The organism is Billgrantia endophytica (genome assembly GCF_002879615.1).
Taxonomy (GTDB): Bacteria; Pseudomonadota; Gammaproteobacteria; order Pseudomonadales; family Halomonadaceae; genus Halomonas; species Halomonas endophytica.
Genome location: NZ_PNRF01000044.1, coordinates 24,682 through 48,926, shown reverse-complemented (window position 1 = coordinate 48,926; position 24,245 = coordinate 24,682). Strand labels below are relative to the sequence as shown.

Genomic DNA, 24,245 nt, shown 5'->3' with positions numbered 1-24,245 from the left:
AACAAGGCGGCTCATGACTCGGCGGTTTGGCGCGCCAGCAGTGCCTCGAAGGCAATCGCCGCCTGGCTGACCGTGCGATGGGGTAGTCGCACCCGGTAGAGCTGGCGCTGGATCGCCGGCTTGCCGATGTCCACTTGCCTGACCCGGCCCAGCCTCAGCTGGTCCCTGGCACAGATACGGGGTACCAGGCCTAGCCCTATTCCGGACGAGACGGTCTGGACGATCGCCTCGTTGCTGCCGACCTCGATGGTTTGAGGGCTCGAGGTACCCAGTTCCGTCAACAGCGCCTCGGTGGCTTCCCGGGTGCCCGAGCCGGGCTCACGTACCACCCACACCGGCTTCGAATCGGGACCTGTCAGATCCATCACCTGGCTGGGTTCAAGGGAGTCGGCGGCGATGATCACCATCTCCTCCTTGAACCAGGGACGTGCCTCCACCCGTGCGTCGACTGCCACCCCCTCCACCAGGGCGACGTCCACCCGACAGTCGATGAGCGATTCGATGATCTGCTTGGTGTTCTCGCTGACCAGTCGTATCTCGATATGGGGATGGCGACGATGGAATTCGGCGACCAGTGGCGGCAGCCAATAGGTGGCGATGGTGGTGCTGGCGCCTATCGTCAGCCGCCCACGCTCGAGGCCGTAGAAAGCCGCTACCGTTTCATGGGCCTCCCGCTCCAAGGCAAAGATGCTTCGGCCATAGGTATGAAGCGCCTGGCCGGGCTCGCTCGGCTGGAACGAGCGACCCTGGCGGTCCAGCAGCGTGGTCTCCAACTGCGACTCGAGTTCACGTACCGCCTTGGACACAGCTGGCTGACTGATCCTCAGGGCTTCCGCGGCACGAGAGAAACTGCCGGCATCGACCACGGCGACGAAGATGCGGAGCAGGTGCAGGTTCATTTCCATTCCTTCAGGTTATGTAGACTTAACTTCCATGAACTGTCGCTATAGTTTAGCCGCGATTAAGCTCTAGATAGAAATTAGCTTATGCCCTTTTTAATGCTTGAGACTCATTGACGGCCAGCAGTTGCGGAACCGGCGACAGGCCGGATGGCAGCTCGAAGGAGGCAACCCGTGTTCGATAAAGCCCTGCAGATGCTCTTCGCGCCGAATGGTACCGTGCCTCGCGCGGATGCGGCTTCCGTCGCTCGGGAGCTGCCAGCGTTCGAAGACCATTCGGCCCAGGAGAAACGCCACACTACCTGCTACATGTGCGCCTGCCGCTGCGGTATCGAGGTAACCGTGGAGGACAATCGGGTCCGCTTCATCCGCGGCAACCCCGACCACCCCGTCAACAAGGGAGTACTCTGCGCCAAGGGCAACGCCGGCATCATGAAGCAGATGTCGCCTGCCAAGCTGCGCAACCCGCTGATGCGCAAGCCGGGGACCGAGCGCGGCGATGGCGAGTTCGTCGAGGTTTCCTGGGACGAGGCGCTGGAACTCCTCACCGAGCGGCTGCGCGAGATTCGCGCCACCGACCCCAAGAAGCTGGCCTTCTTCACCGGGCGCGACCAGATGCAGGCCCTTACCGGCCTGTGGGCGCAGCAGTTCGGCACCATCAACTGGGCCGCCCACGGCGGCTTCTGCTCGGTGAACATGGCCGCCGCAGGGCTCTACAGCATCGGCCAGTCGTTCTGGGAATTCGGCGACCCCGACTGGGACCGGGCCAAGTACTTCATGCTGTGGGGCGTGGCCGAGGATCATGCCTCCAACCCGATCAAGATCGGCATCGAGAAGCTCAAGCGCCGCGGCGCGAAGTTCGTCTCGATCAACCCGGTGCGCACGGGCTACCAGGCGGTGGCGGACGAGTGGGTCCCGATCCGTCCCGGCACCGATGGCATGCTGGCGCTCTCCATGTGCCATGTGCTGCTCAGCCGCGACCTGGTGGACTGGGATTACCTGGGACGCTACACCAATGCCCCCTTCCTGGTGATCGACAATCCGGGGCATGCCGATGACGGCCTGATCGCCCGCGATGAAGCGGGCAAGCCGTTGGTGTGGGATACCGCCGTGGAGACGTTCGTCAACGGTATGACGCCCGGCGTGCAGGCGGCCATGTTCGGCGAGCACACCCTGCCTGACGGGCGTCGCACGCGCACGGTGATGACGCTGATCGCCGAGAAATATCTCGATCCCCGGTACGCCCCCGAGAAGGCGGCGGAGGTCTGCGGCCTGTCGGCGGAAACCATCGAGCGGCTGGCGCTGGAGATGGCCCATGTGGCCTTCAAGGAAACCATCGAGATCGAATGCGAATGGACCGATTGGGCCGGCCGCAAGCATGACCGCTTCATCGGACGGCCGGTGGCCATGCACGCCATGCGCGGCATCTCGGCTCACTCGAACGGTTTCCAGACCTGTCGCGCGCTCCACCTGCTGCAGGTCTTCCTCGGCACCATCGACGTGCCGGGAGGGCATCGGGCCAAGGCGCCGTTCCCCCGGCATACGCCCCCACCTATCAAGCCGGCCCGGGACATGGCGCCCAACACGCCGCTGACCGCTCCGCCGCTGGGCTTTCCCACCTCGCCGGAAGATCTGGTGGTGGACGACCAGGGCCGCCCGCTGCGCATCGACAAGGCCTACTCCTGGGAGGCGCCGCTGGCCAACCATGGGCTGATGCACATGGTCATCACCAACGCGGTCAACGGCGATCCTTATCCCATCGATACGCTGATCCTGTTCATGGCCAACATGGCCTGGAACTCGACCATGAACACCAACAGCGTGCAGGACATGCTGCGTGCCAAGGATGATCAAGGTGACTACAAGCTGCCGTTCCTGGTGGTGGTGGATGCCTTCCATTCGGAAACGGTGAACTTTGCCGACCTGGTGCTGCCGGACACCACCTACCTGGAGCGTCACGACGCCATCTCCATGCTCGACCGGCCGATCTCGGAGCCCGATTCGCCGTGCGACTCCGTCCGCTTGCCGGTGCTGGAGCCGGACCGGAACGTACGGCCGTGGCAGGAGGTGTTGGTAGACATGGCCGGACGGTTGGGCTTCCCGGCCTTCGTTGACGAGGAGGGCAAGCCCAAGTACGACGGTTACACCGACTTCATTACCCGCTGGGAGAAGGCCCCCGGCATCGGCTTCCTGGCGGGCTGGCGCGGCGAGGACGGCACTCAGCACATGCGCGGCGCGCCGAACCCCCGGCAGTGGGAGAAATACAAGGAAAACGGCGGCTTTTTTCAGCACCACCTGCCCGAGCACATGCGCTTCTATCGCTTCGCCAATCGCGACTACCTGGAGTGGGCCAAGGCGGTGGGCTTCAATCCCTCGAGCGAGCCCATCGTCATGGAGCTTTACTCCGAGGTGCTGCAGACGTTTCGTCTGGCAGGGCAGGGGCTCTATGACGGCCCGCTGCCGCCCGAGACCGTGGACCGCGAACGGTTGGTGCAATACTTCGACCCGCTGCCCCAGTACTACGTGCCATTGGAAGAGCAGCGCGTCGACCAGCAGCGCTATCCCTTCCATGCGATCAACCAGCGCCCCATGCACATGTATCACTCCTGGGATTCGCAGAATGCCTGGCTGCGACAGATCACCGCGGAGAACTACTTGTTCATGAACCGCGGCCGGGGTGAGCGCCTCGGGATCGCGGACAAGAGCTGGGTGTGGGTGGAGTCGCATAACGGCCGCATCCGGGTACAGGTCAAGCTGATGGAAGGCTGCCAGGAGGACACGGTGTGGACCTGGAATGCGATCGGTAAGCAGAGCGGTGCCTGGGGCCTGTCGCCCGATGCGCCCGAGTCGAAGCGCGGCTTCCTGATGAACCACCTGATCTCGGAACTGCTGCCGGCCGCCGATGACGAGCGGCGCCTCACCAACTCCGACCCGATCACCGGCCAGGCCGCCTGGTATGACCTGCAGGTAAGCATCACCCCGGCCGAGCCGGAAGAGGTGGAGAGCAGCTGGCCGCATTTCGCCACCGTGAAGCCACTGCCCGGTGCGCCGACACCACCGGACCAGCTGCGCTACCAGACACATGCGGCGGTGCCCCTGCGCCGTTCGTTCATGGACATCATCAAGCGGAGGTAGGCATGAAGCTCGGCCTGGTCATTGATACGGATACCTGTGTGGGCTGCCACGCCTGCGTGGTGGCCTGTAAACAGTGGAACACCTCGGGGACCCTGGGCCCGCTGACCGACTACCAGCCATACGGCGAGGAGCCCAGCGGCGTGGCATTCAACCGGGTGCGTACCTACGAGGTGGATACCTACCCCAACAACAAGACGATCAACATGCCCATGTCGTGCATGCACTGCGAGACGGCGGAGTGCGTGACGGTATGCCCCACCGGTGCCTCCTTCAAGCGTGAGGAGGATGGCATCGTACTGGTGGACCAGGACAAGTGCATGGGCTGTAACCTCTGCGCCTGGGCATGCCCCTACGGCGCACGCGAGCTGGACGAGGCCGTCGGTACCATGAAGAAGTGCACCCTGTGCGTGGATCGCATCTATGACGAGCTGCTGCCCGAGGCCGATCGGCAGCCGGCTTGCGTGATCACCTGCCCCACCAGTGCGCGGGCGTTCGGTGACCTGGACGACCCGGACTCCGAGGTCAGCCGCCTGGTGCGTGAGCGCAACGGCTATCAATCCCTGCCGGAGCTCGGCTACAACCCAGTCAACCGCTACCTCCCTCCGCGTAACAAGCCCCATGCGGAGACCACGCCGGGTGCGCCGTTGCCGTCTCTCTCCGAGCGCTTCAAGAGCTGGATTGACAAGGCCATCGTCCGTTAACCCCATTCACCCGTATAAGGAAGATAACCAATGCATCCCGCGCTGTCCGTGATCTTCTTCACCGTGGTTTCCGGCGCCGGCTTCGGCCTGGTGATCCTCTCCGTCGGCCTGGGCCTGCTCGGAGGCGTGCCGGGGCTGGGCGTGTCCGGAACGCTGACCTCGATCGTCACCGGTGTGGTGCTGGCCACCGCTGGCCTGCTGGCCTCGACTCTGCACCTGGCCAACCCGAAGAACGCCTGGCGGGCCTTCTTCCGCTTCCGTACCTCCTGGCTGTCCCGGGAAGCGGTGTTCTCCGTATTGTTCTATCCGTGCGTAGCGCTCTATCTGCTCGGCCTGTGGTCGACGGGCGGGGCGCATGGGGCAGGGATGACCCTTGTCGGTGTACTGGTACTGCTGCTTGCTCTGGCCACGGTCTTTGCCACCGGCATGATCTACGCCAGCCTGCGCACGATTCCCCAGTGGAACAGCCCATTGGTGCCCACCAACTACCTGCTGCTCAGCCTGGCCTCGGGCGCGGTGCTGCTGACGGGGGTGACGGTGGCCTTCGGTGAGTCCCCCGCCGTTGCGGGCAGGCTGGCCCTGGTGCTGCTCATTACCGCGGGCCTGGCCAAGGCGGTGTACTTCTTCTGGATTGGCAAGCCACAGGGGCCGACCATCAATACGGCCGTGGGCGCAACGCGTGCCCGAATCAAGCTGCTCGAATCGGGACAGAGCAGCGATAGTTTCCTCAACCGCGAATTCAGTTACGAGGCTGCCGCCGCACGCATCAACCAGCTGCGCATCGTGGTGTATGTATGTGGCTTCATCCTGCCGTTCCTGCTGCTGGTCGCGCTGCTACGTACCGATGCCACGCCGCTGTCCTTGACGCTGGCGCTGTCGGCACCGGCATTGCTCGGCATTGGGCTGCTGGCCGAGCGGTGGCTGTTCTTCGCCGAGGCGCGTCATGTGGTGAATCTGTTCTACGGTCGTCAACAGTGCTGAAACCGGCGCTTCGCTGGATTCGAAGGGAGCGTGTCGTTACCGGCCACCGGGTCGGGAAGCGACGGTCGGTCGTCGCTGTCGATACACTCCCGCCCCCTTCCACCGGCCGGGACATCCCATCATGGAGCAAACTCTTGCGCTGACACCCCAGATGGTCGTCGTACTCGCCCTGCTGGGCTTCACCATCTATCTGTTCGTCTCGGAGATCGTACGCATCGACGTGGCGGCGGTGTCGATCATGGTATTGCTTGGCCTGCTCGGTCTGGTGCCCGGCCTGGAGGGGCTGTCCGACCCCCAGGCGCTGTTCGACGGCTTCGCCAGCAATGCCGTCATCGCCATCATAGCGGTGATGATCATCGGTGCCGGCCTGGACAAGACCGGCATCATGAGCCGGTTCGCCACCCTGATCATGCGGGTGGGCGGGAAGACCGAGCCGCGCATCATTCCGCTGGTTTCCGGCACCGCCGGTGTGATCTCCAGTTTCATGCAGAATGTGGGGGCGGCGGCGCTCTACATCCCGGTCGTCTCGCGCATCTCGGGGCGTACAGGGCTGCCGATGTCACGGCTGCTGATGCCGATGGGTTTCTGCACGATCCTGGGGGGCACCATCACCATGGTGGGCTCCAGCCCATTGATTCTTCTGAACGACCTTCTTCCTCCCGGGATGGAGCCTTTCGAGTTGTTCGATGTGACGCCGGTCGGCCTGGCACTGCTGTTCACTGGCATCCTGTACTTCGTGCTGCTCGGACGGCTGGTACTGCCGGCCGCCAGCGGTGACGGCGGCAGCGATAGCGTGATCGGCTATTACCAGCAAGTGTACGGCCTCGACCTGCTGATACGTGAAGTGCGCATCCCCGAGGATCATCCGCTGGCAGGGAGGGTAATCGGCGACCTGGAGCAGGGCGCTGGCGTGGTTGCCGTGGCCACGTTCATGAATAGCGAGCTGCGGGTGGGACCTTGGCGCGGGCTGACCATAGAGCCCGGCGCACGCATTGCTATCCTCGGCCACTGCGAGGAACTGAACGCGTTCGAGCAACGCGCTGGCTGTACGCTACTGGATCTGGATGTCTTCGCCGACGCCCTGGCGCCGGAAAAGTCGGGCATTGCCGAAGTCGTGATTCCGCCGCGGTCGGGATTGATTGGCAGGAGCGTACAGGAGATTGCCATGCGCAAGTCCTATGGGCTTTCGGTGCTGTGCATCCATCGCGGGGGGGAGACCTTGCAAGAGGGGATTCGAGACCTGCCTCTGGCGGCGGGGGACGTTCTGGTCTCGCACTGCCGCTGGGACACCCTGATGCGGCTGGAAAAGGAGCGCGACTTCGTGGTGATGACCACCGACTACCCACGCGAGGAGTTGCGCCCCCAGAAGGTTCCCGCGGCGCTGCTGTTCTTCTCCGTCGCGCTCGGGCTCATCCTGTTCACGGACCTGCGCCTCTCCGTGGCATTGCTGACCGGGGCGGTGGGCATGATCCTGACCGGGGTCCTGAGCATGGACGAAGCGTACGATGCGGTGAGCTGGAAGACCGTGTTTCTTCTGGCGAGCCTCATTCCTCTGGGGGGGGCGGTGGAGGATACCGGGACGGCTGCCTGGATCGCGCAGACCACCTTGATCAGCCTCGGTGACGTGTCGCCCTGGGTGCTGCAGGCCGTCATCGCGATACTGGCCACCTTCTTCACCCTGGTGATGTCGAATGTCGGCGCGACGGTCCTGCTGGTGCCGCTGGCGGTGAACATCGCCTTGGCCGCCCAGGGGATGGGGATGGATGCAGATCCTCGCATCTTTGCCCTGACCGCGGCGATAGCCACCTCGAACTCGTTCCTGATTCCCACGCACCAGGTCAATGCGCTGATCATGGGACCGGGCGGCTACAGGGTGACGGACTACATGAAGGCCGGGGGTGTGATGACCCTACTCTTCCTCGTGGTGTCGCTGCTGGTACTCAATCTGCTCTATTGAGTTGAGCGTCCATTCACAGCGGTCCAGAGGAAAGGTCAGCCCTGCGACCGTGAGCGCCTAGCCCGCGGCAATGGCCAGAGGGGTTTCAAAACAGTCGGACGTCGGAGTCGCGGGCGGCCGGCAGGCGGGAGGACGATCGTCCCTGCCTCTTGGCGAGCCGTCATCGAGACTGTGCTGGGCATCCAGTTGCTCTTTTAGCGTCGTGAGCGTCAGTTGGAGGAAAAGGATCCTCTCCTCTAGCTCTCGCCGGCTGGTTTTCCTGTATTCGATCATGACCTGTCTCCCGCACAAGCGCATCAGAAACGGGCTAGCGCTTACAAGCCCATTATAAGTCACTCGAATCGGCAGAACAGGAATAAATACGATGATTGTTACTTCGATTGGTTATATGCCGGGCGGCGTGTTGCCGCCACTGGGAGCGTAGGCTAGGTTGCCAATTCGGCCAGGGAGCTGCCGTGCGGCATGGCATCTCGATCGATGGCGGCGATGGCCTCGGCGGCGCGTTGCAGCGCGGGGAGACATTGGAGCGCCTGCTCTTGCGTCATGCGCATGATGGGGGCCTGGATGGCTATTCCCAGGTTGGACCTGCCCCTGGGGTTGGGTGCCAGCACGGCGATACAGATCAGTCCCGATAGAAACTCCTCGTCATCGAAGGCATAACCATGCTGGCGAACCGTCTCGATTTCGGTTTCAAGCGCATCGATATCGGTCAAGGTGTTGTTGGTGAATGCCTTGAGAGGAAGCGTTTCCAGCAGTCGCCTGCGCTGCGTGGGACTCATCTGGGCCAGAAAGAGCTTGCCGCTTGCCGAGCAGTGCACCGGGACCCGGGACCCGGGGTGGAGGTAGAAACGCAGGGCTGCCGAGGTCTCGACACGATCGAGATAGAGGACCTCTCCGCCTGACAGGGCGGTGATATTGCAGCTTTCGCCGACCTCGTCGACCAGTTGGCCAAGCACCGCATGGCGTGCACCGTGCACGGTGTCGTTGAGCAGCAGGTTTTCGGCCAGGCGGCGCAGTCGGCTTCCCTTGCTGTAGTGGCGGTTGTCGGCCTCGCGCTGGAGCATGCCGGAGGTCTCGAGCTGCTGCAGCATGCGATGCAGGGTGGGTTTCGGCAGGCCGGTTTCCTCGACCATGCTCTGCAGGGTGAAGAATTGATCCTTCTCGGCTATCACCTCCAGCAGTGCCAGTAAACGTTGCGCGGGTGTGTCGCCTTCAAGCTTGGTGATGTCGGATTTGCTACTCGTCATGGCGCTGCCTCCTTTTCCATCAAGGTATATTGTTCCTCAAAAGAAATCAATTTGTACCATTTTTCGAAACTTTCCATTGACGCGTGGTTGACGCGACGCTAAATTTTGAGCAAGTTTCGTTATTCGGAACCCTTCGTACCATAAAAAGATCATGATGAAGCGGCCGCGCCGTGGAGGACCCTTATGAGCACTTCAGACAACGTAGACAACCGCCCAGTGGCCCAGGGCAAGCAGAAGATGACCCCTTCGGAGGCCTTCGTCGAAACCATGGTCGCCAACGGTGTCACCGACATGTTCGGCATCATGGGGTCGGCCTTCATGGACGCCATGGACATCTTCGCCCCGGCCGGTATCCGCCTGATTCCGGTGGTCCATGAGCAGGGCGCCGGCCACATGGCCGACGGCTACGCCCGCGTCTCCGGCCGCCACGGCCTGGTGATCGGCCAGAACGGCCCGGGCATCTCCAACTGCGTGACCGCGATCGCCGCGGCCTACTGGGCGCACAGCCCGGTGGTCATCGTCACCCCGGAAGCCGGCACCATGGGCATGGGCCTGGGCGGCTTCCAGGAGTGCAACCAGTTGCCGATGTTCCAGGAGTTCACCAAGTACCAGGGCCATGTGACCCATCCGGCGCGCATGGCCGAGTACACCGGCCGCTGCTTCGACCGGGCCATGGCCGAGATGGGCCCAACCCAACTGAACATTCCGCGGGACTATTTCTACGGCGAGATCGAGGCCGAGATTCCCCAGCCGTCGCGGCTGGACCGCGGCCCCGGTGGGGCCAAAAGCCTGGACGAGGCCGCCGAGTTGCTGGCCACGGCCAGGTTCCCGGTGATCATCTCCGGCGGTGGGGTGGTGATGGCCGATGCGGTGGAAGAGTGCCAGGCCCTGGCCGAGCGCCTCGGTGCACCGGTGGTCAACAGTTACCTGCACAACGACTCCTTCCCCGCCAGCCACCCGCTGTGGTGCGGCCCGCTGGGCTACCAGGGCTCCAAGGCGGCGATGAAACTGCTGGCCCAGGCCGACGTGGTGGTGGCGCTGGGTTCCCGGCTGGGGCCGTTCGGTACCCTGCCGCAGCACGGCCTGGACTACTGGCCGACCAACGCCAAGGTCATCCAGATCGACGCCGACCACAAGATGCTCGGCCTGGTGAAGAAGATCGCTGTGGGCATCTGCGGCGACGCCAAGGCCTCCGCGATCGCGCTGAGCGAACGGCTGGCCGGGCGCGACCTGGCCTGTGATACCACCAAGGCCGAGCGCCACGACACCATCCAGTCCGAGAAGGCCGCCTGGGAACGCGAACTCGACGAGTGGACCCACGAGCGTGACCCCTTCAGCCTCGACGCCATCGACGAGGCCAAGAGGGAAACGCCCTTCTCCGGTGGCGAATACCTGCACCCGCGGCAGGTGCTGCGCGAGCTGGAAAAGGCCATGCCCGAGGACGTCATGGTCTCCACCGATATCGGCAACATCAACTCGGTGGCCAACAGCTACCTGCGTTTCGAGAAGCCACGCAGCTTCTTTGCCGCCATGAGCTTCGGCAACTGCGGCTACGCCTTTCCCACCATCATTGGCGCCAAGGTTGCCGCGCCGCACCGTCCGGCGATCTCCTACGCCGGTGACGGTGCCTGGGGCATGAGCCTGATGGAGACCATGACCTGCGTGCGTCACAACATTCCGGTAACCGCGGTAGTGTTCCACAACCGCCAGTGGGGAGCCGAGAAGAAGAACCAGGTGGACTTCTACAACCGCCGCTTCGTCGCGGGGGAGCTGGACAACCAGAGCTTCGCCGAGATCGGTCGGGCGATGGGGGCCGAAGGGATCACCGTGGACCGGCTGGAAGACGTGGGGCCGGCGCTGAAGAGGGCAGTGGACCTGCAGATGAACGAAGGCAAGACCTGCATCGTGGAGATACTGTGTACCCGGGAGCTGGGCGACCCGTTCCGCCGGGATGCGTTGAAGAAGCCGGTACGCCTGCTGGAGAAGTACCAGGACTACGTCTGAGTGAATGTGGTTTCAGTGGAAGTGGTCTTCCCCCGGCATGGCCGGGGGTTTTTTCACTGTCATGGCCGATGCCGACGCGTATCGGACATGGAAGGAGACGACAATGAAGGCACTGAAGCGAATCATCGAGCGAGCCCGCCAGTCCCCCAGGCGTATCGTGCTCTGCGAAGGCGAGGATGAGCGCATCCTTCGGGCGGCCATCAATGCCGCCGAGGACGGCGTTGCCAAGATCGTATTGGTGGGCAACCGGCGGAACATCCTGGCGGTGGCGGCGGCCCGGGGTCTCGATCTGGCCGCCCTTGACGTGGTCGACCCCGCCGATTCCCGCTTGACCACCAATCTGGCGGCAGTATTGCACGACCTTCGCAGGAAGCGTGGCATGACGCTCGCGCAAGCCAGAACAGCGGTGCACGAGCCGCTGTGCTTCGCCAACCTGCTGGTACGTCAGGGGCATGCCGATGGCTGCGTGGCCGGCGCCGTGCATCCTACCGCCGAGGTTGTACGAACGGCCATCCAGATACTGGGGGTCGATCCGGCGCACAAGCTGGTATCCAGCTTCTTCCTGATGATGCTCTGCAAACCGTTTCACAACCTGAAGGGGGGAATGATCTTTTCCGATTGCGGCCTGGTCATCGATCCCGATTCCAACCAGTTGGCGGATATCGCCCTGGCGGCAGCCGAAAGCGCCGAGTCGCTGTTGGGCGAGGAACCCAGGGTCGCCATGCTCTCCTTCTCGACGAGCGGCAGCGCCAGTCATGGCCATGTGGAAAAGGTGGTCAATGCCGCGCGTCGGGTCAAGGAGCGGCGTCCGGCCCTGGCCATCGACGAGGATGTCCAGCTCGATGCCGCCATCGTTGCCGAGATTGCCGAACGCAAACTGCCGGACTCCCGAGTCAAGGGCAATGCCAACGTCTTGATCTTTCCCAACCTGGAAGCCGGTAACATCGGCTACAAGCTGGCCGAGCGTATCGGTGGGGCCGAAGCGATCGGACCATTGCTGCAGGGGCTGGCCAGGCCGGCCAATGATCTGTCCCGGGGTTGTAGCGTCAACGATATCTACCATGTCATTGCCGTGACCACGATACAGGCACAGGCCGCGGAGGCCCGAGGCGCCAGAGCAATTGGCTGATGTCGTGAATGACCCACTGTTGCTGCACTTTCTTGTCGTTGCCGCCCTGGCTGGCTATTTCCATACCGTGACCGGGTTTGGACTTGGTCTCATCGTGATGGGAGCGACCAGCGGTCTCGGCATCGCTTCGGTGGCCTCGGTCGCTGCGGTGGTCAGTCTGATGATGTTGATCAACTGTCTGGTGGCGCTGCCTGGCGCGCTCCATCATATCGACTGGCCTTCGGCAAAGGCGGCCGGGCTAGGTATCGTGCCTGCGATTCTGGTTGGCGTATTGCTGCTGGATTATCTCAGCGATAGGGCCTCTTCACTGCTTGGCATCTTGCTGGGGATAGTCATCATCTACGGTGGAGCAAGCCTGTTGCTGCATCAGAATTGCCAGACGGCACTATCCTCGCGTCGCAGCTTCGCCTTGTATGGCGGTCTCTCCGGCCTCTTGGGTGGCCTGTTCGGTATTGCCGGCCCTCCCCTGATCTATCATTGTTACCGGCAGCCCATGGGGCTGATCAGAATCCGTAATATGCTGATTCTGCTTTTTGCCGTCACCTCGGCGGTGCGTACCCTGTTCATTGGCCTCCAGGGGCAGCTGAATGCCGAGATCCTGTTGCTGGCCGCCTGGTCGATCCCTGTCATTACGCTGGCTACCTTTGCGGGTCGGCGTTTTCCGCCACCGTTATCTCCCCTGTTGCTGCGCCGGGGTGTCTTTGTCTTCCTGATGCTGATCGGTCTCAGGCTGATCCTGTCAGAGTTCGGTATCTGACCCCAGTCAGAATGTCCGAGCTCATGCCTTCGTGGGATGACAGTACCTGCGGTGGATGATCAGCGCCGATATGTGCAGCCGTTGATGATCAACCCGGCAATGTTCATCAATAGCTCGTTATCCAGCCCCTGGGAGAGATCGACGGGCAGGTTGTGGCGATAGAAAGGGCTGAGATCCAGCCCTACACCGATACCCGCTATACCGACCTCACCGAGCCTTTCCTGACGTGCCACGACCTCCTTGAGATGGTTGTCCAGATAGAACTTGTCGTTGGCCAGGCCGGTGGCGCTGTCCATTGGGCAGCCGTCGGAGATGACGATCAGTTGCCGCCGTGTTTCGTCCCGGCCGGTCATGCGGGCGCAGGCCCACTCCACGGCTTCGCCGTCGATGCCTTCGCGGTAGATGTCGTGCTTGAGAAGAGCGCCGATATTCCGGCGGGCGCGGCGCCAGGGGGTATCGGCGTCCTTGAAGACGAGATAGCGAACCTCGTTGAGGCGTCCGGGAGACGCGGGCCTGCCCCGGCTCAGCCAGGTTTGATACGGTCGCCCGCCGTTCCAGGCGCCTGTGGTGAAGCCGAGCACCTCCGTGGTGACGCCGGCCATTTCAAGCGCTCGGCTCAATTGGTCGAGCAACATGGCAACAGGCTCACCATGCATTTTCATCGACCCGGAGCAGTCGACCAGAAAGCTCACCAGGCAGTTGGCCCGAGGCCTGTAGCGCTCCCGCTGAAAGAGGCGACGCTCGGTCGGGGAGCTGACCAGCTGCGCCAGCCGGCGTCCATCGATCACACCGGCCTCCTCGCCGAAGTGCCAGCCATCGCGGCGCGGTGTGCTGAGTCGAGCCGAGAAGAGGCGTGCCAATCGTCGAAGGTTGACGCCCTGGGTCGCGATGCGGGCATCGAGGTGGTCGCGATACTCGGCCAGCAATGCATCACGTACCTGGCTGTCGACAGGCACGACGCTGTCATGTGCCGTGGTGTAGATGTGATAGCGCTGCTGGGCCTGTGCGAAATGCTTGCTGTCGCCGGTCGTGGCTGTGGTGAAGCTGTCCTGCGTTTCGTCTTCGAAATCCAGCAGTAGCGCAAAGCGCTGCTGTACGCGATCCGCTGCTTCGTCGTCCTCGGCCCGCTCGGCCATGGCGTTCTCGACGCTGGCTCCCACCCACTGCGCTATTTCCAGCGCATAGGGTGCGTAGGCAGCCTGATCGTGACGATACCGGCGCAGCCCGGCCAGGGCGGTACCGATTGCCGGGGCAATGGCGGCACGGGTCGCTTCGATGACATCTTCCGTCTCCTCCAGCACCGACCTGGCCATCAGGCGGGACCAGCAGATCTGAGCCACGCTGTAGAGAAGAATGCCCAGGGCGCTCTCGGTCAGCCCCGAACGATGAAACTCACGGCACCACGCCTCGAAGCGCAACCGCATATTGGTTGCCATGCCCGGCATGGTCCCGCTGACCAGGCTCTCGGTGCGCAGCTGTTCGAGCAGCTCGAATATCAGCCGTTCCACCGGAGGCTCGGGGCACCAGTGTCGATGCAGGGCGGGCTTCGAGTACTGTAGCCGCATCGCCAAGGCATCGGTGACGCCACGCAGGGCCGCCAATTCGATGTTGCCAGTCGCCAGCTTCAGGTGGGGAGCGTTGAGCGCCAGAGGCTGCATACCGCGCTGGGGCCGTTGCCCACGATAGTGCAACTCCCGGTCTCCGGTGAGCGCACGCAACGCCGCGGCCTCGAGTTCCGCAACCTGCTGCCGCTGCCGGTTGAGTCGCTGGGGCGTGCTCACGGTTTGCCGTCCGTCGCATGGTGCCAGGACTCATCCAGTTCCTGATCGAAACAGCGTTGGTAGAACTCGGCGACGATGGGGCGCTCTGCTTCGTCGCATTTGTTGAGAAACGAGAGACGGAACGCCAACGCCGGGTCGCGGAAGATCTCGCAGTTCTCGGCCCAGGTGATGACGGTGCGTGGCGACATCAGCATCGACAGGTCGCCGGCTGCGAATCCCCGCCGGGTCAGGGTAGCGACTTCCACCATGGCGTCGATCAGCTTGCGTCCCCGTTCGTCGGCCTTGGCGGGAACCCTTGCCAGTACGATCTTCACTTCCTCGTCGTGAGAGAGATAGTCGAGCTGCGCGACGATGTTCCAGCGGTCGATCTGGGCCTGGTTGAGCAACTGGGTTCCATGATAGAGGCCGCTGAGGTCGCCCTGGCCCAGGGTGTTGGCGGTGGCGAAGAGGCGAAAACAGGGATGAGGGTGAATGACCCGATTCTGGTCGAGCAGGGTAAAGCTGCCATCGCGTTCCAGGATGCGCTGAATGACGAACATCACGTCGGGACGTCCCGCATCGTATTCGTCGAAGATCAACGCCACCGGCCGCTGCAGCGACCAGGGCACGATGCCTTCCTGAAACTCGGTGATCTGCAGGCCGTCACGCACCACGATGCTGTCTTTTCCCACCAGGTCCAGGCGGCTGATATGGCCGTCGAGGTTGACCCGCAGGCAGGGCCAGTTCAAGCGTGCCGCGACCTGCTCGATATGGGTCGATTTGCCGGTGCCATGGAGCCCCTGGACCATCACGCGGCGATTTCGGGTGAAACCGGCCAGGATCGCCAGGGTCACGTCCGGGTTGAAGCGATAGACGTCGTCGATCTCGGGCACGTGGTCGCTCCGTTCACTGAAAGCCGGTACCTCAAGGTCACTGTCGATACCGAAGAGCTCCCGGGCCGACAGCATGATGTCGGGTCTGGTATTCATGAGGTCTGTCATCACTGCCTCCTCGGCCCGTCTGAGAGGGGCGTTATCGATGTGTCTGGCCATTCGAAGAGCGTACCCGCCTCGAACGGGGTCAGGGTGATAGGCAGCATACAGTAATTTCTGAAAATCAATCAAATGGTACCATTTTACGAAACTTTCCATTTGACGTATGGTTGCCGCAGGGCTAGTTTTTGAATAAGTTTCGTTATTCGGAATATTTTGTATCATAAAAAATTCTGCTACGTGTCGGGCACGGTATGTGTCGGAGAGGCACCAGACCACGTCTGAGTGAGTCTCGTCCCGGCGGGGCTTGCCCCTGCGATATCGGGGTGATTGACGATGGGCGTACATGGGAGAGCCTGGGTGAAAGATTTTCTCGTTATCGGCGGTGGGGTCATCGGCATGATGACTGCCTGCCAACTGGCCGAGGCAGGCTGCAGTGTCGTCCTGGTCGAGCGTGGGCGATGCGGGCAGGAAGCGTCTTGGGCGGGAGGCGGCATCATCTCGCCGCTCTATCCATGGCGCTACAGCGAGCCGGTATCGGAACTCGCCCGGAATGCCGAGGAAGAATATGCGGCCCTGGCGGCGGAATTGCTCGAAGCGACAGGAATCGATTCCGAGTACCGCCAGAAGGGACTGCTCTATCTGCGGGTCGATGACGGCGACAGGGCATTCGATTGGGGCAGGGGCCTGGGCAAGCCCCTGGAGGTCGTCAATGCCGACTTCATCCATGACAAGGAACCGTGGTTGGCCGGGGAACTCACGAGCGGCCTTTGGATGCCGACGCTGGGTAGCATTCGCAATCCAAGGCTCTGCCAGGCGCTGAGGGCGCGGTTGATGTCGCTGGAGAGGGTGCGCCTGGAGGAAGAGGTGAGCGTCGAGTCGCTCCGCATGGATCGGGGACGAGTGACCGGCATCGAGACCACGCGGGGGTGCCTCCCCGCCGACCAGGTCGTGCTGTGCGGCGGTGCCTGGAGCGGGGTGCTGCTGGGTCGGCTTGGAATCACCCTGCCCGTGAAGCCGGTAAAGGGCCAGATGATGCTGTTTCGCACGCCGCCGATGCCCGGGGGACGAATGTTGCTGGAGCGGGTCGTGCTGGCCGACGGCCGCTATTTGATTCCGCGTGCGGATGGGAGGGTACTCATCGGCTCGACCCTGGAAGAAATGGATTTCGACAAGACCCCCACCGAAGTGGCGCGCGAGTCCCTGCGACAGAGCGCCATTGCCATGTTGCCGGCGCTGGCCGACTGCGAGATCGAGCATCACTGGGCAGGGCTCCGGCCGGCGGCACCGGATGGTATTCCCTTCATTGGCGAGGTGCCGGATATCCAGGGGCTGTTCGTCAATGCGGGGCACTATCGAAACGGGCTCGTTCTGGCCCCCGCCTCGACGCGCCTGATGGTCGATGGGCTGCTGGGGCGGCAGCCGTCGATGGACCCCGCTCCCTATGCACCGCGCCACCGCCTTGAGGAGCATCCTCAGTCCGAATTGATTTGAACCACCGATCCCACCGGGTGGCTTCCTGGCCCAATAGGTGGGTGGCAACTGGTGCTAAGCGCGAGCCAGGCACACCAGTACTCTCGTTGACAGGCCTGGCACCAAGGATGCCATCGGGCCTTTTGCGTGAAACAAGCGCACTTACAATGACCAACGAGTTTACGGGAGCAACCAATGCGCCAGCCGGATGTGGAGTTTCTCAAGGCCTTCAGCGACGCCCTGAATCGTCATGATATCGATGCCGTGATGGAGATGATGACCGACGATTGCGTGTTCCATGCGATTGCGGGTCCGGAACTGGTCGGCAAGAGCTTTGTCGGCCAGGCTGACGTGCGCCAAGGACTCGAGAATGCCTGGAAGACGGCCCCCGATGCCCGCTGGGTCGATGGTGAACACTTCGTCATCGGGGACCGCGGCTTTTCGGAAACCACCTACAAGGGCACGACCACCGAAGGGGTCCGCTCCGAGGCACGCATGATCGACGCCTTCACCTTTCGCGACGGCAAGATCGCCGTGAAAAACGCCTTCCGCAAGAACCGGCCACCCCTTTCAGGCAGCCATCACTAAATCGGTGTGCGTCGAGATCCAGACAAGAAGGAGCCGATCATGGAGACAATCGCCAGCAGGGCGGGAGACGGGCAATGCCGCTCTACCGCCCCATCCCAACCTTATGATCCAGCTTACGACCCGCTGAAGAGCGCCACGCCGGGACAAGGCCGCGACTATGCGCCAACCTACTGGATCGACACGGCGGGCGAGCCACCCGCCGACGATGGCCCTGTCACCCAGGACATGGAGGTTGACGTGGTCATCATCGGAGCCGGTTTCACCGGCCTGACGGCGGCCATCTTCCTGGCCAGGGAGTACGGCATCCGGGCCACGGTGCTCGAAGCCAACCGCACCAGTTGGGGGTGCAGTACTCGTAACGGTGGCCAGGCCCAGTGTGCCTCGGGACGACTGAAGCGTTCCCAATGGATCGAGCGCTATGGTCTGGATACCGCACTCAAGCTGCATGCCGAATGCATTGAGGGCATGGCGACCTTCAAGTCACTGATCAAGGAGATTGACTGTGAACCTCAGCATGGCGGGCACCTTTATATCGCCCACCGTGACAAGGTCATGCCGGACCTGGAGAAGGAAGCCAGGCTATTGCGGGATGTGTTCGACTACGAGGCGCGCATCCTCGATGCCGATACGGTGAAGCGTGACTGGGTCGGGGATCAGGAAGCCGCCGGAGCCATGCATGAGCCCGAGGGGATCGGCATCCATGCCGGCAAACTGGCATTCGGCTATCTCGAGAAAGCCAGAGCCCTGGGAGCCAGGGTGCACCCGTCGAGTCCGGTGCAGGGCTGGGAGACTCGCAACGGGGCGCATTACCTGCAAACCCCGGGAGGCGTGGTCAAGGCTCGGGCGGTGGGCATTGCCACAGGAGGCTATACCTCACAGAGTCTGCACCGGCAGGTGAAGAATCGACTTCTGCCTATCCTCTCCAACTCCGTGGTGACAAGGCCGTTGACGATGGACGAGATCGATGCCTGTAGCCTCAGGACGCACCAGGTCATCACCGATACCCGTGTGCTGCGCCACTACTATCGACTGCTGCCGGACAATCGACTGCAGATCGGAAGCCGCAGTGCCATTACCGGGCGAGATGCACCACGGCAGAAGTACGAAAACGTGCTGGTCGGCAACATGGTTCGCAAGTTTCCGGCGCTCGCGGGCATACCGCTGGACTACTCCTGGTGGGGCTGGGTCGATGTCAGCCATGACATGATGCCGCGGATTCACCAGCCGGACCCACGGGAGTCGATATTCTATGCGTTGGGCTATGGTGGAAATGGCGTGATGTACTCGGCCCAGGCGGGGCGCCGGCTGGCGCAGTGGATCGCCGGTGACGGTCATCAGCTCGACCTGCCGATTTTCACCTCCAAGCTGCCGTACCCCAATATCCGTGACGTGGTGGAGTCACGTACTTTCGCTCCTTTCCGGCGCTTCGGCCAGCGCTTTCTCTACCGCTGGTACTACCTGAAAGACGAGGTGCTATGATTTGACGCGCTGTCATGCAGCTATAGGCTATGACCTTGTATGAAGTCTACGAATACTTTCTGAGCCGGGGACCTGGCGGTCGATAGCCAGGCGACCTCTGTTTCCAGGTAGCGGTTCGCGTTCTCTATCGGTAGAGTCGTCACTCCTTTTCTAATGTAATTGTTGGCACATTCGAGATGGATAGTGACGCCAAAATCCGCTGCCACGAAGCCGAAGATGCCTTCGCTATTGAAGGTCTCCTGGGAAATTCTGGGCATGAACCCCGCTGACATGCATAGGGAGTCGAGATGACGGCGGAAATGCTTCCAGCGTTCGATCGAGCCAACGATAAAAGGCTCTTCTACCAAGTCTTCCAGCCTGATCGATGTCCGGGACGCCAAGCGGTGTCGGTTGCTGACTGCAGCAATGAATCGGTCTCTCTGAATGGGAATGGTCGTCAGATTCGAGGCACGGTTGGGGCCGGTAACGAAGGCGAAATCGATGCGGCTATCATTCAGCAGTGATAACTGCTCTTCGGTTGACCCGAACAATAAATCAATCTTTATTTCCGGGTAGATAGATTTGAACTCTTCGAGAATGAGGGGAAGCCTACCCGTGATTGCGAAGTCGGTGTAGCCGATGCTGAGTCGCCCTACCTCACCCTGCCCGGCACGTCTCGTGTTGAGGATGGCCAAATCCAGTTGAACCAGGAGCTTCCTGGACGCATCAAGGAAGGTATGCCCCGGCTCGGTGATGGCCACCTGGCGGTTGGTTCGAGCCAGAAGCTGCACGCCTAACGCCTCCTCAAGCTGTTGAATGGTACGACTCAATGCGGGCTGCGCGAGATTCAGCCGTTCTGCCGCCTGGCGAAAATGAAGCAGCTCGGCAACGGCAATGAAGGCGCGGAGGTGTCGGATTTCTATGCGCATTTCACGATGCCTTTGAGGTATCAAATATTGCTTAATTGATATTATACAAGTCACGTCGGGTTTTCTAGTCTGAAGCGACAAGACGCTGCGATGTCTTGTTAAGACTCCCCGGAGCAGGGGCCTTTCTGGCTCTTCTCCCATAATAAGCACAATGCAAGAGGTTGATATGGAAGATACATTTCATGGCGTCATCGCCTTTGCCTTGTTGGCAGGATTGCTGGTGGTAGGTAGCGTTCTGAGAAACCGATTTTCACTACTCCGAAACATGCTGATTCCTTCCAGCATCATCGGGGGCCTCATCGGTTTTATCCTTCTCTCGCTGGGTTGGATTCCTGGCTATCAATCTAGTGACTTCGCTTCTCTGACCTTTCACTTCTTTACTCTCAGCTTCATGTCCCTATGCTTGACTGGCACTAGCCGGGAAGCTTCTCTCTCGGGGGGAAGTATCATGCGCGGAGGGATGTGGCTGACGATCATCTGGACCATCAGCCTGGGACTGCAGGGCGTGATCGGCTACCTGGTCATACGGGGCTACGATGCCATTACCGGGTCAGGTGTCAGCGAATGGCTAGGTGCTATCGTCACACACGGCTTCACTCAAGGGCCGGGGCAGGCACTGACCTATGGGGGGCTCTGGGAAAGTGAGTATGGTATCGAGCATGCTGCACAGGTAGGCCTGATTTTTGCCTCGGTAGGCTTCCTGGTTGCTTTCGCCATAGGCGTCCCGATGGCCAAGCGTTTCATCAGTCGCGGCCACAATGCCAACAAGGCATCAAGGCTGGACGAGAATTTTCGCTCGGGTTTCTATCCAGCCCAGAACCCACCGGAAACAGGCCGGATGATTTCCCACCCGGCAAGCCTGGATTCGCTGGCCTATCATCTTGGCCTGCTGGCCATCGCCTATGTCATCACGCATGTCTGGCTGGTGTTCATGCAAGGGGTCGTGGTGGGTGCGGAGCCGGGTGGCATCAATCTGAGTGTGCTGTTCAGCCATAACCTCTTCTTCCTCCACGGTCTTGGCGTTTGTGTGCTCATGCGCCTGGTCATTGACCGCGTGGGCCTGAGTCATCGCGTCGACGATGAGAGTCTCAAGCGCATAACCGGCTCTGCCGTGGATTTCATGGTGGTGGGCACCCTGATGAGCATCCAGTTTTCCGTGCTTTATGCTTTGCTGGCTCCGATTGTACTGGTGGTCGTTTCCGTGACCCTCGCGACGTTCATCATTTGCCTCTTCATTGGGCGGCTGAGTGGAAAACTGGGGCATGAACGCGCCTTGACCTCGTTCGGCTGTTGCTGTGGCTCGACTGGAACCGGCCTGCTGCTGCTGCGCATGATGGACGCCGATTTCAGCACGACGGTGCCGAAGGAGCTCGCTTTCTTCAATCTGGCCATCATCATCACTACTTTCCATATTTTGTTCATCTTCGCCCCCCTGGTGCCATCGCTGGGAGGCTGGAGCTATCTCGCCATCTTCGGCGGAACGGCGCTGTTCTTCCTCGCCATGATTCCGCTCATGCTGATCCGCCGCCCGTTCAGTAGCGGTGTCGCTGCGAAAGGAAGTGCATCATGACGACGACGGTGTATGTGGCACGCAAGATACTGACAATGAACCCTTCTCAACCCGAAGCGACTCATGTGGCGATACGGGATGGGCGTATCCTGGCTGTTGGGCCCGAGGAGGCGATGGCGGGTTTGGGTGAGGTCATCCTCGATGAGCGCTTCTCGGAGCAAATCATTCTCCCGGGGTTCGTCGAAGGGCATAGTCATGCTCTGGAAGGGGCAATGTGGGAACACCTCTACCTGGGGTATTTTCCTCGTCGCGACCCCGATGGCAACGACTGGCCGGGCATCCGGACCATCACCGCCATGCAGCAGCAGCTTCGTGACCATGCCGGCATGCTTTCTCCTGGCGAGCCGCTGGTGGCCTGGGGCTTCGACCCGGTGTACTTCGAAGGAGAGCGCCTCGACCGACGGTCGCTGGATGTCGCTGTCGCCGATCGCCCCTTGGTCATCGTTCATGCCAGCTTGCATGTGATGACGGTCAATTCCCGAATGCTGCAACTGGCAGGTCTGGATCGGCATGCCGATGTCGAAGGGGTCAAGGTAGGAGGCGATGGAAAACCCAACGGCGAATTACAGGAAATGGCAGCGATGCATGCGGTGTTCGAGGCCTTGGGCATGAATCTGTTTGAGGCAGTGGGTACCCCCCGTGCGTTACGCCGTTACGCGCGGGTGGCACGGAATGCCGGGGTCACGACCATTACTGACCTGTACAACCCCATGACGGATGAGGGTATCTCGGCCTTGAGGGAGGTAACGAGCGAGGATGACTATCCGGTACGCCTGGTACCCGCCATGAGTGGCATGGCCTGGACGCTGGAAGAAGGGATCGAGCGTCTCCAGAACTGTTGCGAAATGGGTAACGACAAGCTGCATTTCGGCCCAGTGAAGCTGATGACTGACGGATCGATACAAGGGTATACGGCTCGATTGAAATGGCCCCATTACCATGATGGCCAGCCGAACGGTATCTGGAATGCGCCGCCCGAGACGCTGTGCGAGATGGTGGAGGCTTATCATCAGGCCGGTATCCAGCTACATATCCATACCAACGGGGATGAAGCGGTCGAACTCATGCTGGATGCACTGGAGAACGCTCTCACGCTGTGGCCCCGAAGCGACCATCGGCACACTCTCCAGCACTGCCAGATCATCGACCACGCCCAGCTGCGCAGAGCTGCCGCCCAGGGGGTATGCCTGAACATGTTTGCCAATCATCTTTTTTACTGGGGAGATATCCACCGGTTGCATACGCTTGGCCATGAACGATGCCAGCGGTTGGAGCCTCTGGCATCGGCCAGGCGGCTGGGTATTCCTGTCGCCATGCATAGCGATGCGCCGGTAACGCCGCTGGGTCCTCTGTTCACGGCCTGGTGTGCCGTGATGCGGGAAACGGCTTCCGGCAAGGTGCTAGGTGAGCAAGAGCGCATCTCGGTGGAGGATGCACTGGAAATGATCACACTCGGTGCGGCCTATACGCTTCGCCTCGACCATCTCGTAGGAAGCCTGGAGATCGGCAAGTATGCGGACATGACGGTACTCGACCAGAGTCCGCTGGATTGTGAGCCGGGCGACCTGAAGGAGATCGGTGTGCTTGCAACGATCCTGGGGGGCAGGGTGCATGTCACCGAATAGTCATGGCAAGGTTCCGCTGACGGTGATCGGGGGCTTCCTGGGGGCGGGCAAGTCCTCTTACTTGAACGGTCTCATTCACCGGGGCATACCGGAGCAGTCGCTGATCATCGTCAATGACTTCGGTGATATCAATATCGATGTCGAGTTGATCGAATATCACAATGATCGGATGCTGCAACTGAGCAACGGTTGTATCTGCTGTACGCTGGGGGGGACCCTGGCCGAACGGCTGGCCAAGGCCATGCGACTGCATAGCCGGCCGCGAGCGATTTTCATCGAGACCAGTGGCATCGCCGATCCGGCACGTATTGTCGATATCGCCAAGGTTTCTGCTCGGCTTGAGCTGGCAGAGGTGGTGTGTCTGGTCGATGGCGGCCAGATCATGCGCTACCAGGCCGATCGTTTCATCGAGGAAACCTGGTGTGCCCAGTTACATGCGGCGACTCGGATACTGGTCAATCGCCTGCCGTGTGGAGAAGAGGAACGGTTGATCCAGCGGCTAAGGGATATCAACCCGACGGCCCGTATTGAAAACATGGATCGACAAGGAGCTGGCCTGATGTCGTCCCGTTCTGCCGCAGTCGACACCAGGCCGCGCTACCGCATTCCCGTGGCTGCGGGAGGCTGGAAGTCCGTCAGCCTGTCCATGCACTCTCCCATTGATGCCAAGCGCTTGCAGGATCTGCTGCTCGGCTTCCGGGACGTGCTGCTCCGGGCAAAGGGCTTCCTGCATCGCCAGGACTGCTCATCCCGCTACCTATTTCAACTCAGTGGGGAGAGGGTGAACTGGCAGCCTGCCTCAGGAAAGAGCGGAAGTTGTCGCTTGGTCTGTATCGGTCGGTCAGGAGAGCGTTTTGACCGCCTTGTCACGGAGCTACAGGACTTGGCCAGGTCCGAGCGCCCTCACTAGGCTTGTACGAAAACTGTCTGCGCTCGACTATACGGCGTTAAAAATCAGCTCAAAGTACTCATTTACACCACGTAAACTCCGTCTTTGGACTCGCGACGTCCATGTCGCTCGCTCTCCGAGCAGCGGAGCT

The 24,245-nt window shown here is 61.6% G+C and carries 18 protein-coding genes; 13 read left to right on the top strand and 5 right to left on the bottom strand.

The annotated features are described in order from the left end of the window. Window positions 1–11: 11 nt before the first annotated feature. On the bottom strand, window positions 12–899 hold the full coding sequence (locus C1H69_RS20975; RefSeq protein WP_102655331.1) for a LysR family transcriptional regulator: 888 nt from the start codon (window positions 897–899) through the stop codon (window positions 12–14). 174 nt (window positions 900–1,073) lie between these two features. Between C1H69_RS20975 and C1H69_RS20970 the strand changes: the two genes are divergently transcribed. From C1H69_RS20970 to C1H69_RS20955, 4 genes are all read left to right on the top strand, one after another. Beyond that, window positions 1,074–4,034 carry a molybdopterin oxidoreductase family protein gene (locus tag C1H69_RS20970; protein ID WP_240610036.1) on the top strand — a complete coding sequence of 987 codons (2,961 nt, stop codon included), beginning with the start codon at window positions 1,074–1,076 and terminating at the stop codon, window positions 4,032–4,034. Between the two features lie 2 nt (window positions 4,035–4,036). Continuing rightward, complete coding sequence (locus C1H69_RS20965) at window positions 4,037–4,735, top strand: 4Fe-4S dicluster domain-containing protein (RefSeq protein ID WP_102655330.1); 699 nt, start codon at window positions 4,037–4,039, stop codon at window positions 4,733–4,735. A gap of 30 nt (window positions 4,736–4,765) precedes the next feature. Further along, entirely contained in the window at window positions 4,766–5,716 is a 951-nt protein-coding gene (locus tag C1H69_RS20960; RefSeq protein WP_102655329.1) for a dimethyl sulfoxide reductase anchor subunit family protein, read from the top strand. Between the two features lie 121 nt (window positions 5,717–5,837). Then, window positions 5,838–7,673: an SLC13 family permease gene (locus C1H69_RS20955; RefSeq protein ID WP_102655328.1), complete on the top strand. Its 1,836-nt coding sequence runs from the start codon at window positions 5,838–5,840 to the stop codon at window positions 7,671–7,673. 425 nt (window positions 7,674–8,098) lie between these two features. Here the strand turns inward: C1H69_RS20955 and C1H69_RS20945 are convergent, their stop codons facing one another. Next, a complete protein-coding gene (locus C1H69_RS20945) occupies window positions 8,099–8,920 on the bottom strand; it encodes an IclR family transcriptional regulator (protein ID WP_102655326.1) in 822 nt (273 codons plus the stop codon). A 183-nt stretch (window positions 8,921–9,103) separates the two neighbouring features. On the opposite strand from C1H69_RS20945, the gene xsc reads away from it, so the two are divergent. The 3 genes from xsc to C1H69_RS20930 all read left to right on the top strand — a co-directional run bounded on the left by xsc (window position 9,104) and on the right by C1H69_RS20930 (window position 12,810). Further along, complete coding sequence (xsc, locus tag C1H69_RS20940) at window positions 9,104–10,924, top strand: sulfoacetaldehyde acetyltransferase (protein ID WP_240610035.1); 1,821 nt, start codon at window positions 9,104–9,106, stop codon at window positions 10,922–10,924. 103 nt (window positions 10,925–11,027) lie between these two features. Then, complete coding sequence (gene pta / locus C1H69_RS20935) at window positions 11,028–12,053, top strand: phosphate acetyltransferase (RefSeq protein ID WP_102655325.1); 1,026 nt, start codon at window positions 11,028–11,030, stop codon at window positions 12,051–12,053. Between the two features lie 4 nt (window positions 12,054–12,057). Further along, on the top strand, window positions 12,058–12,810 hold the full coding sequence (locus tag C1H69_RS20930; RefSeq protein WP_102655406.1) for a TSUP family transporter: 753 nt from the start codon (window positions 12,058–12,060) through the stop codon (window positions 12,808–12,810). A 59-nt stretch (window positions 12,811–12,869) separates the two neighbouring features. Here C1H69_RS20930 and C1H69_RS20925 read toward each other — a convergent pair whose 3' ends face one another. Next, complete coding sequence (locus C1H69_RS20925; protein WP_102655324.1) at window positions 12,870–14,591, bottom strand: cobaltochelatase CobT-related protein; 1,722 nt, start codon at window positions 14,589–14,591, stop codon at window positions 12,870–12,872. Then, the gene (locus tag C1H69_RS20920) at window positions 14,588–15,571 is read right to left on the bottom strand and encodes an AAA family ATPase (RefSeq protein ID WP_102655323.1); all 984 of its coding nucleotides are present in this window, start codon (window positions 15,569–15,571) and stop codon (window positions 14,588–14,590) included. The genes C1H69_RS20925 and C1H69_RS20920 overlap by 4 nt, the downstream gene beginning before the upstream one ends. Before the next feature lie 351 nt (window positions 15,572–15,922). On the opposite strand from C1H69_RS20920, the gene thiO reads away from it, so the two are divergent. From thiO to C1H69_RS20905, 3 genes are all read left to right on the top strand, one after another. Continuing rightward, a complete protein-coding gene (thiO, locus tag C1H69_RS20915; RefSeq protein WP_102655322.1) occupies window positions 15,923–17,056 on the top strand; it encodes a glycine oxidase ThiO in 1,134 nt (377 codons plus the stop codon). Window positions 17,057–17,230: 174 nt separating this feature from the next. Next, the gene (locus C1H69_RS20910) at window positions 17,231–17,623 is read left to right on the top strand and encodes a nuclear transport factor 2 family protein (RefSeq protein WP_102655321.1); all 393 of its coding nucleotides are present in this window, start codon (window positions 17,231–17,233) and stop codon (window positions 17,621–17,623) included. A 39-nt stretch (window positions 17,624–17,662) separates the two neighbouring features. After that, the gene (locus tag C1H69_RS20905) at window positions 17,663–19,102 is read left to right on the top strand and encodes an NAD(P)/FAD-dependent oxidoreductase (protein ID WP_102655320.1); all 1,440 of its coding nucleotides are present in this window, start codon (window positions 17,663–17,665) and stop codon (window positions 19,100–19,102) included. 20 nt (window positions 19,103–19,122) lie between these two features. Here the strand turns inward: C1H69_RS20905 and C1H69_RS20900 are convergent, their stop codons facing one another. Continuing rightward, the gene (locus C1H69_RS20900) at window positions 19,123–20,010 is read right to left on the bottom strand and encodes a LysR family transcriptional regulator (protein WP_102655319.1); all 888 of its coding nucleotides are present in this window, start codon (window positions 20,008–20,010) and stop codon (window positions 19,123–19,125) included. A gap of 166 nt (window positions 20,011–20,176) precedes the next feature. On the opposite strand from C1H69_RS20900, the gene C1H69_RS20895 reads away from it, so the two are divergent. The 3 genes from C1H69_RS20895 to C1H69_RS20885 are packed head-to-tail and all read left to right on the top strand — an operon-like array spanning window position 20,177 to window position 24,115. Continuing rightward, on the top strand, window positions 20,177–21,580 hold the full coding sequence (locus tag C1H69_RS20895; protein WP_165789553.1) for a sodium/glutamate symporter: 1,404 nt from the start codon (window positions 20,177–20,179) through the stop codon (window positions 21,578–21,580). Next, window positions 21,577–23,205, top strand: a complete 1,629-nt coding sequence (locus C1H69_RS20890; protein WP_102655318.1) for an amidohydrolase — start codon at window positions 21,577–21,579, stop codon at window positions 23,203–23,205. Before C1H69_RS20895 ends, C1H69_RS20890 begins: the two co-directional genes overlap by 4 nt. Continuing rightward, complete coding sequence (locus C1H69_RS20885) at window positions 23,192–24,115, top strand: CobW family GTP-binding protein (RefSeq protein WP_102655317.1); 924 nt, start codon at window positions 23,192–23,194, stop codon at window positions 24,113–24,115. The genes C1H69_RS20890 and C1H69_RS20885 overlap by 14 nt, the downstream gene beginning before the upstream one ends. The last annotated feature ends 130 nt before the right edge of the window (window positions 24,116–24,245 follow it).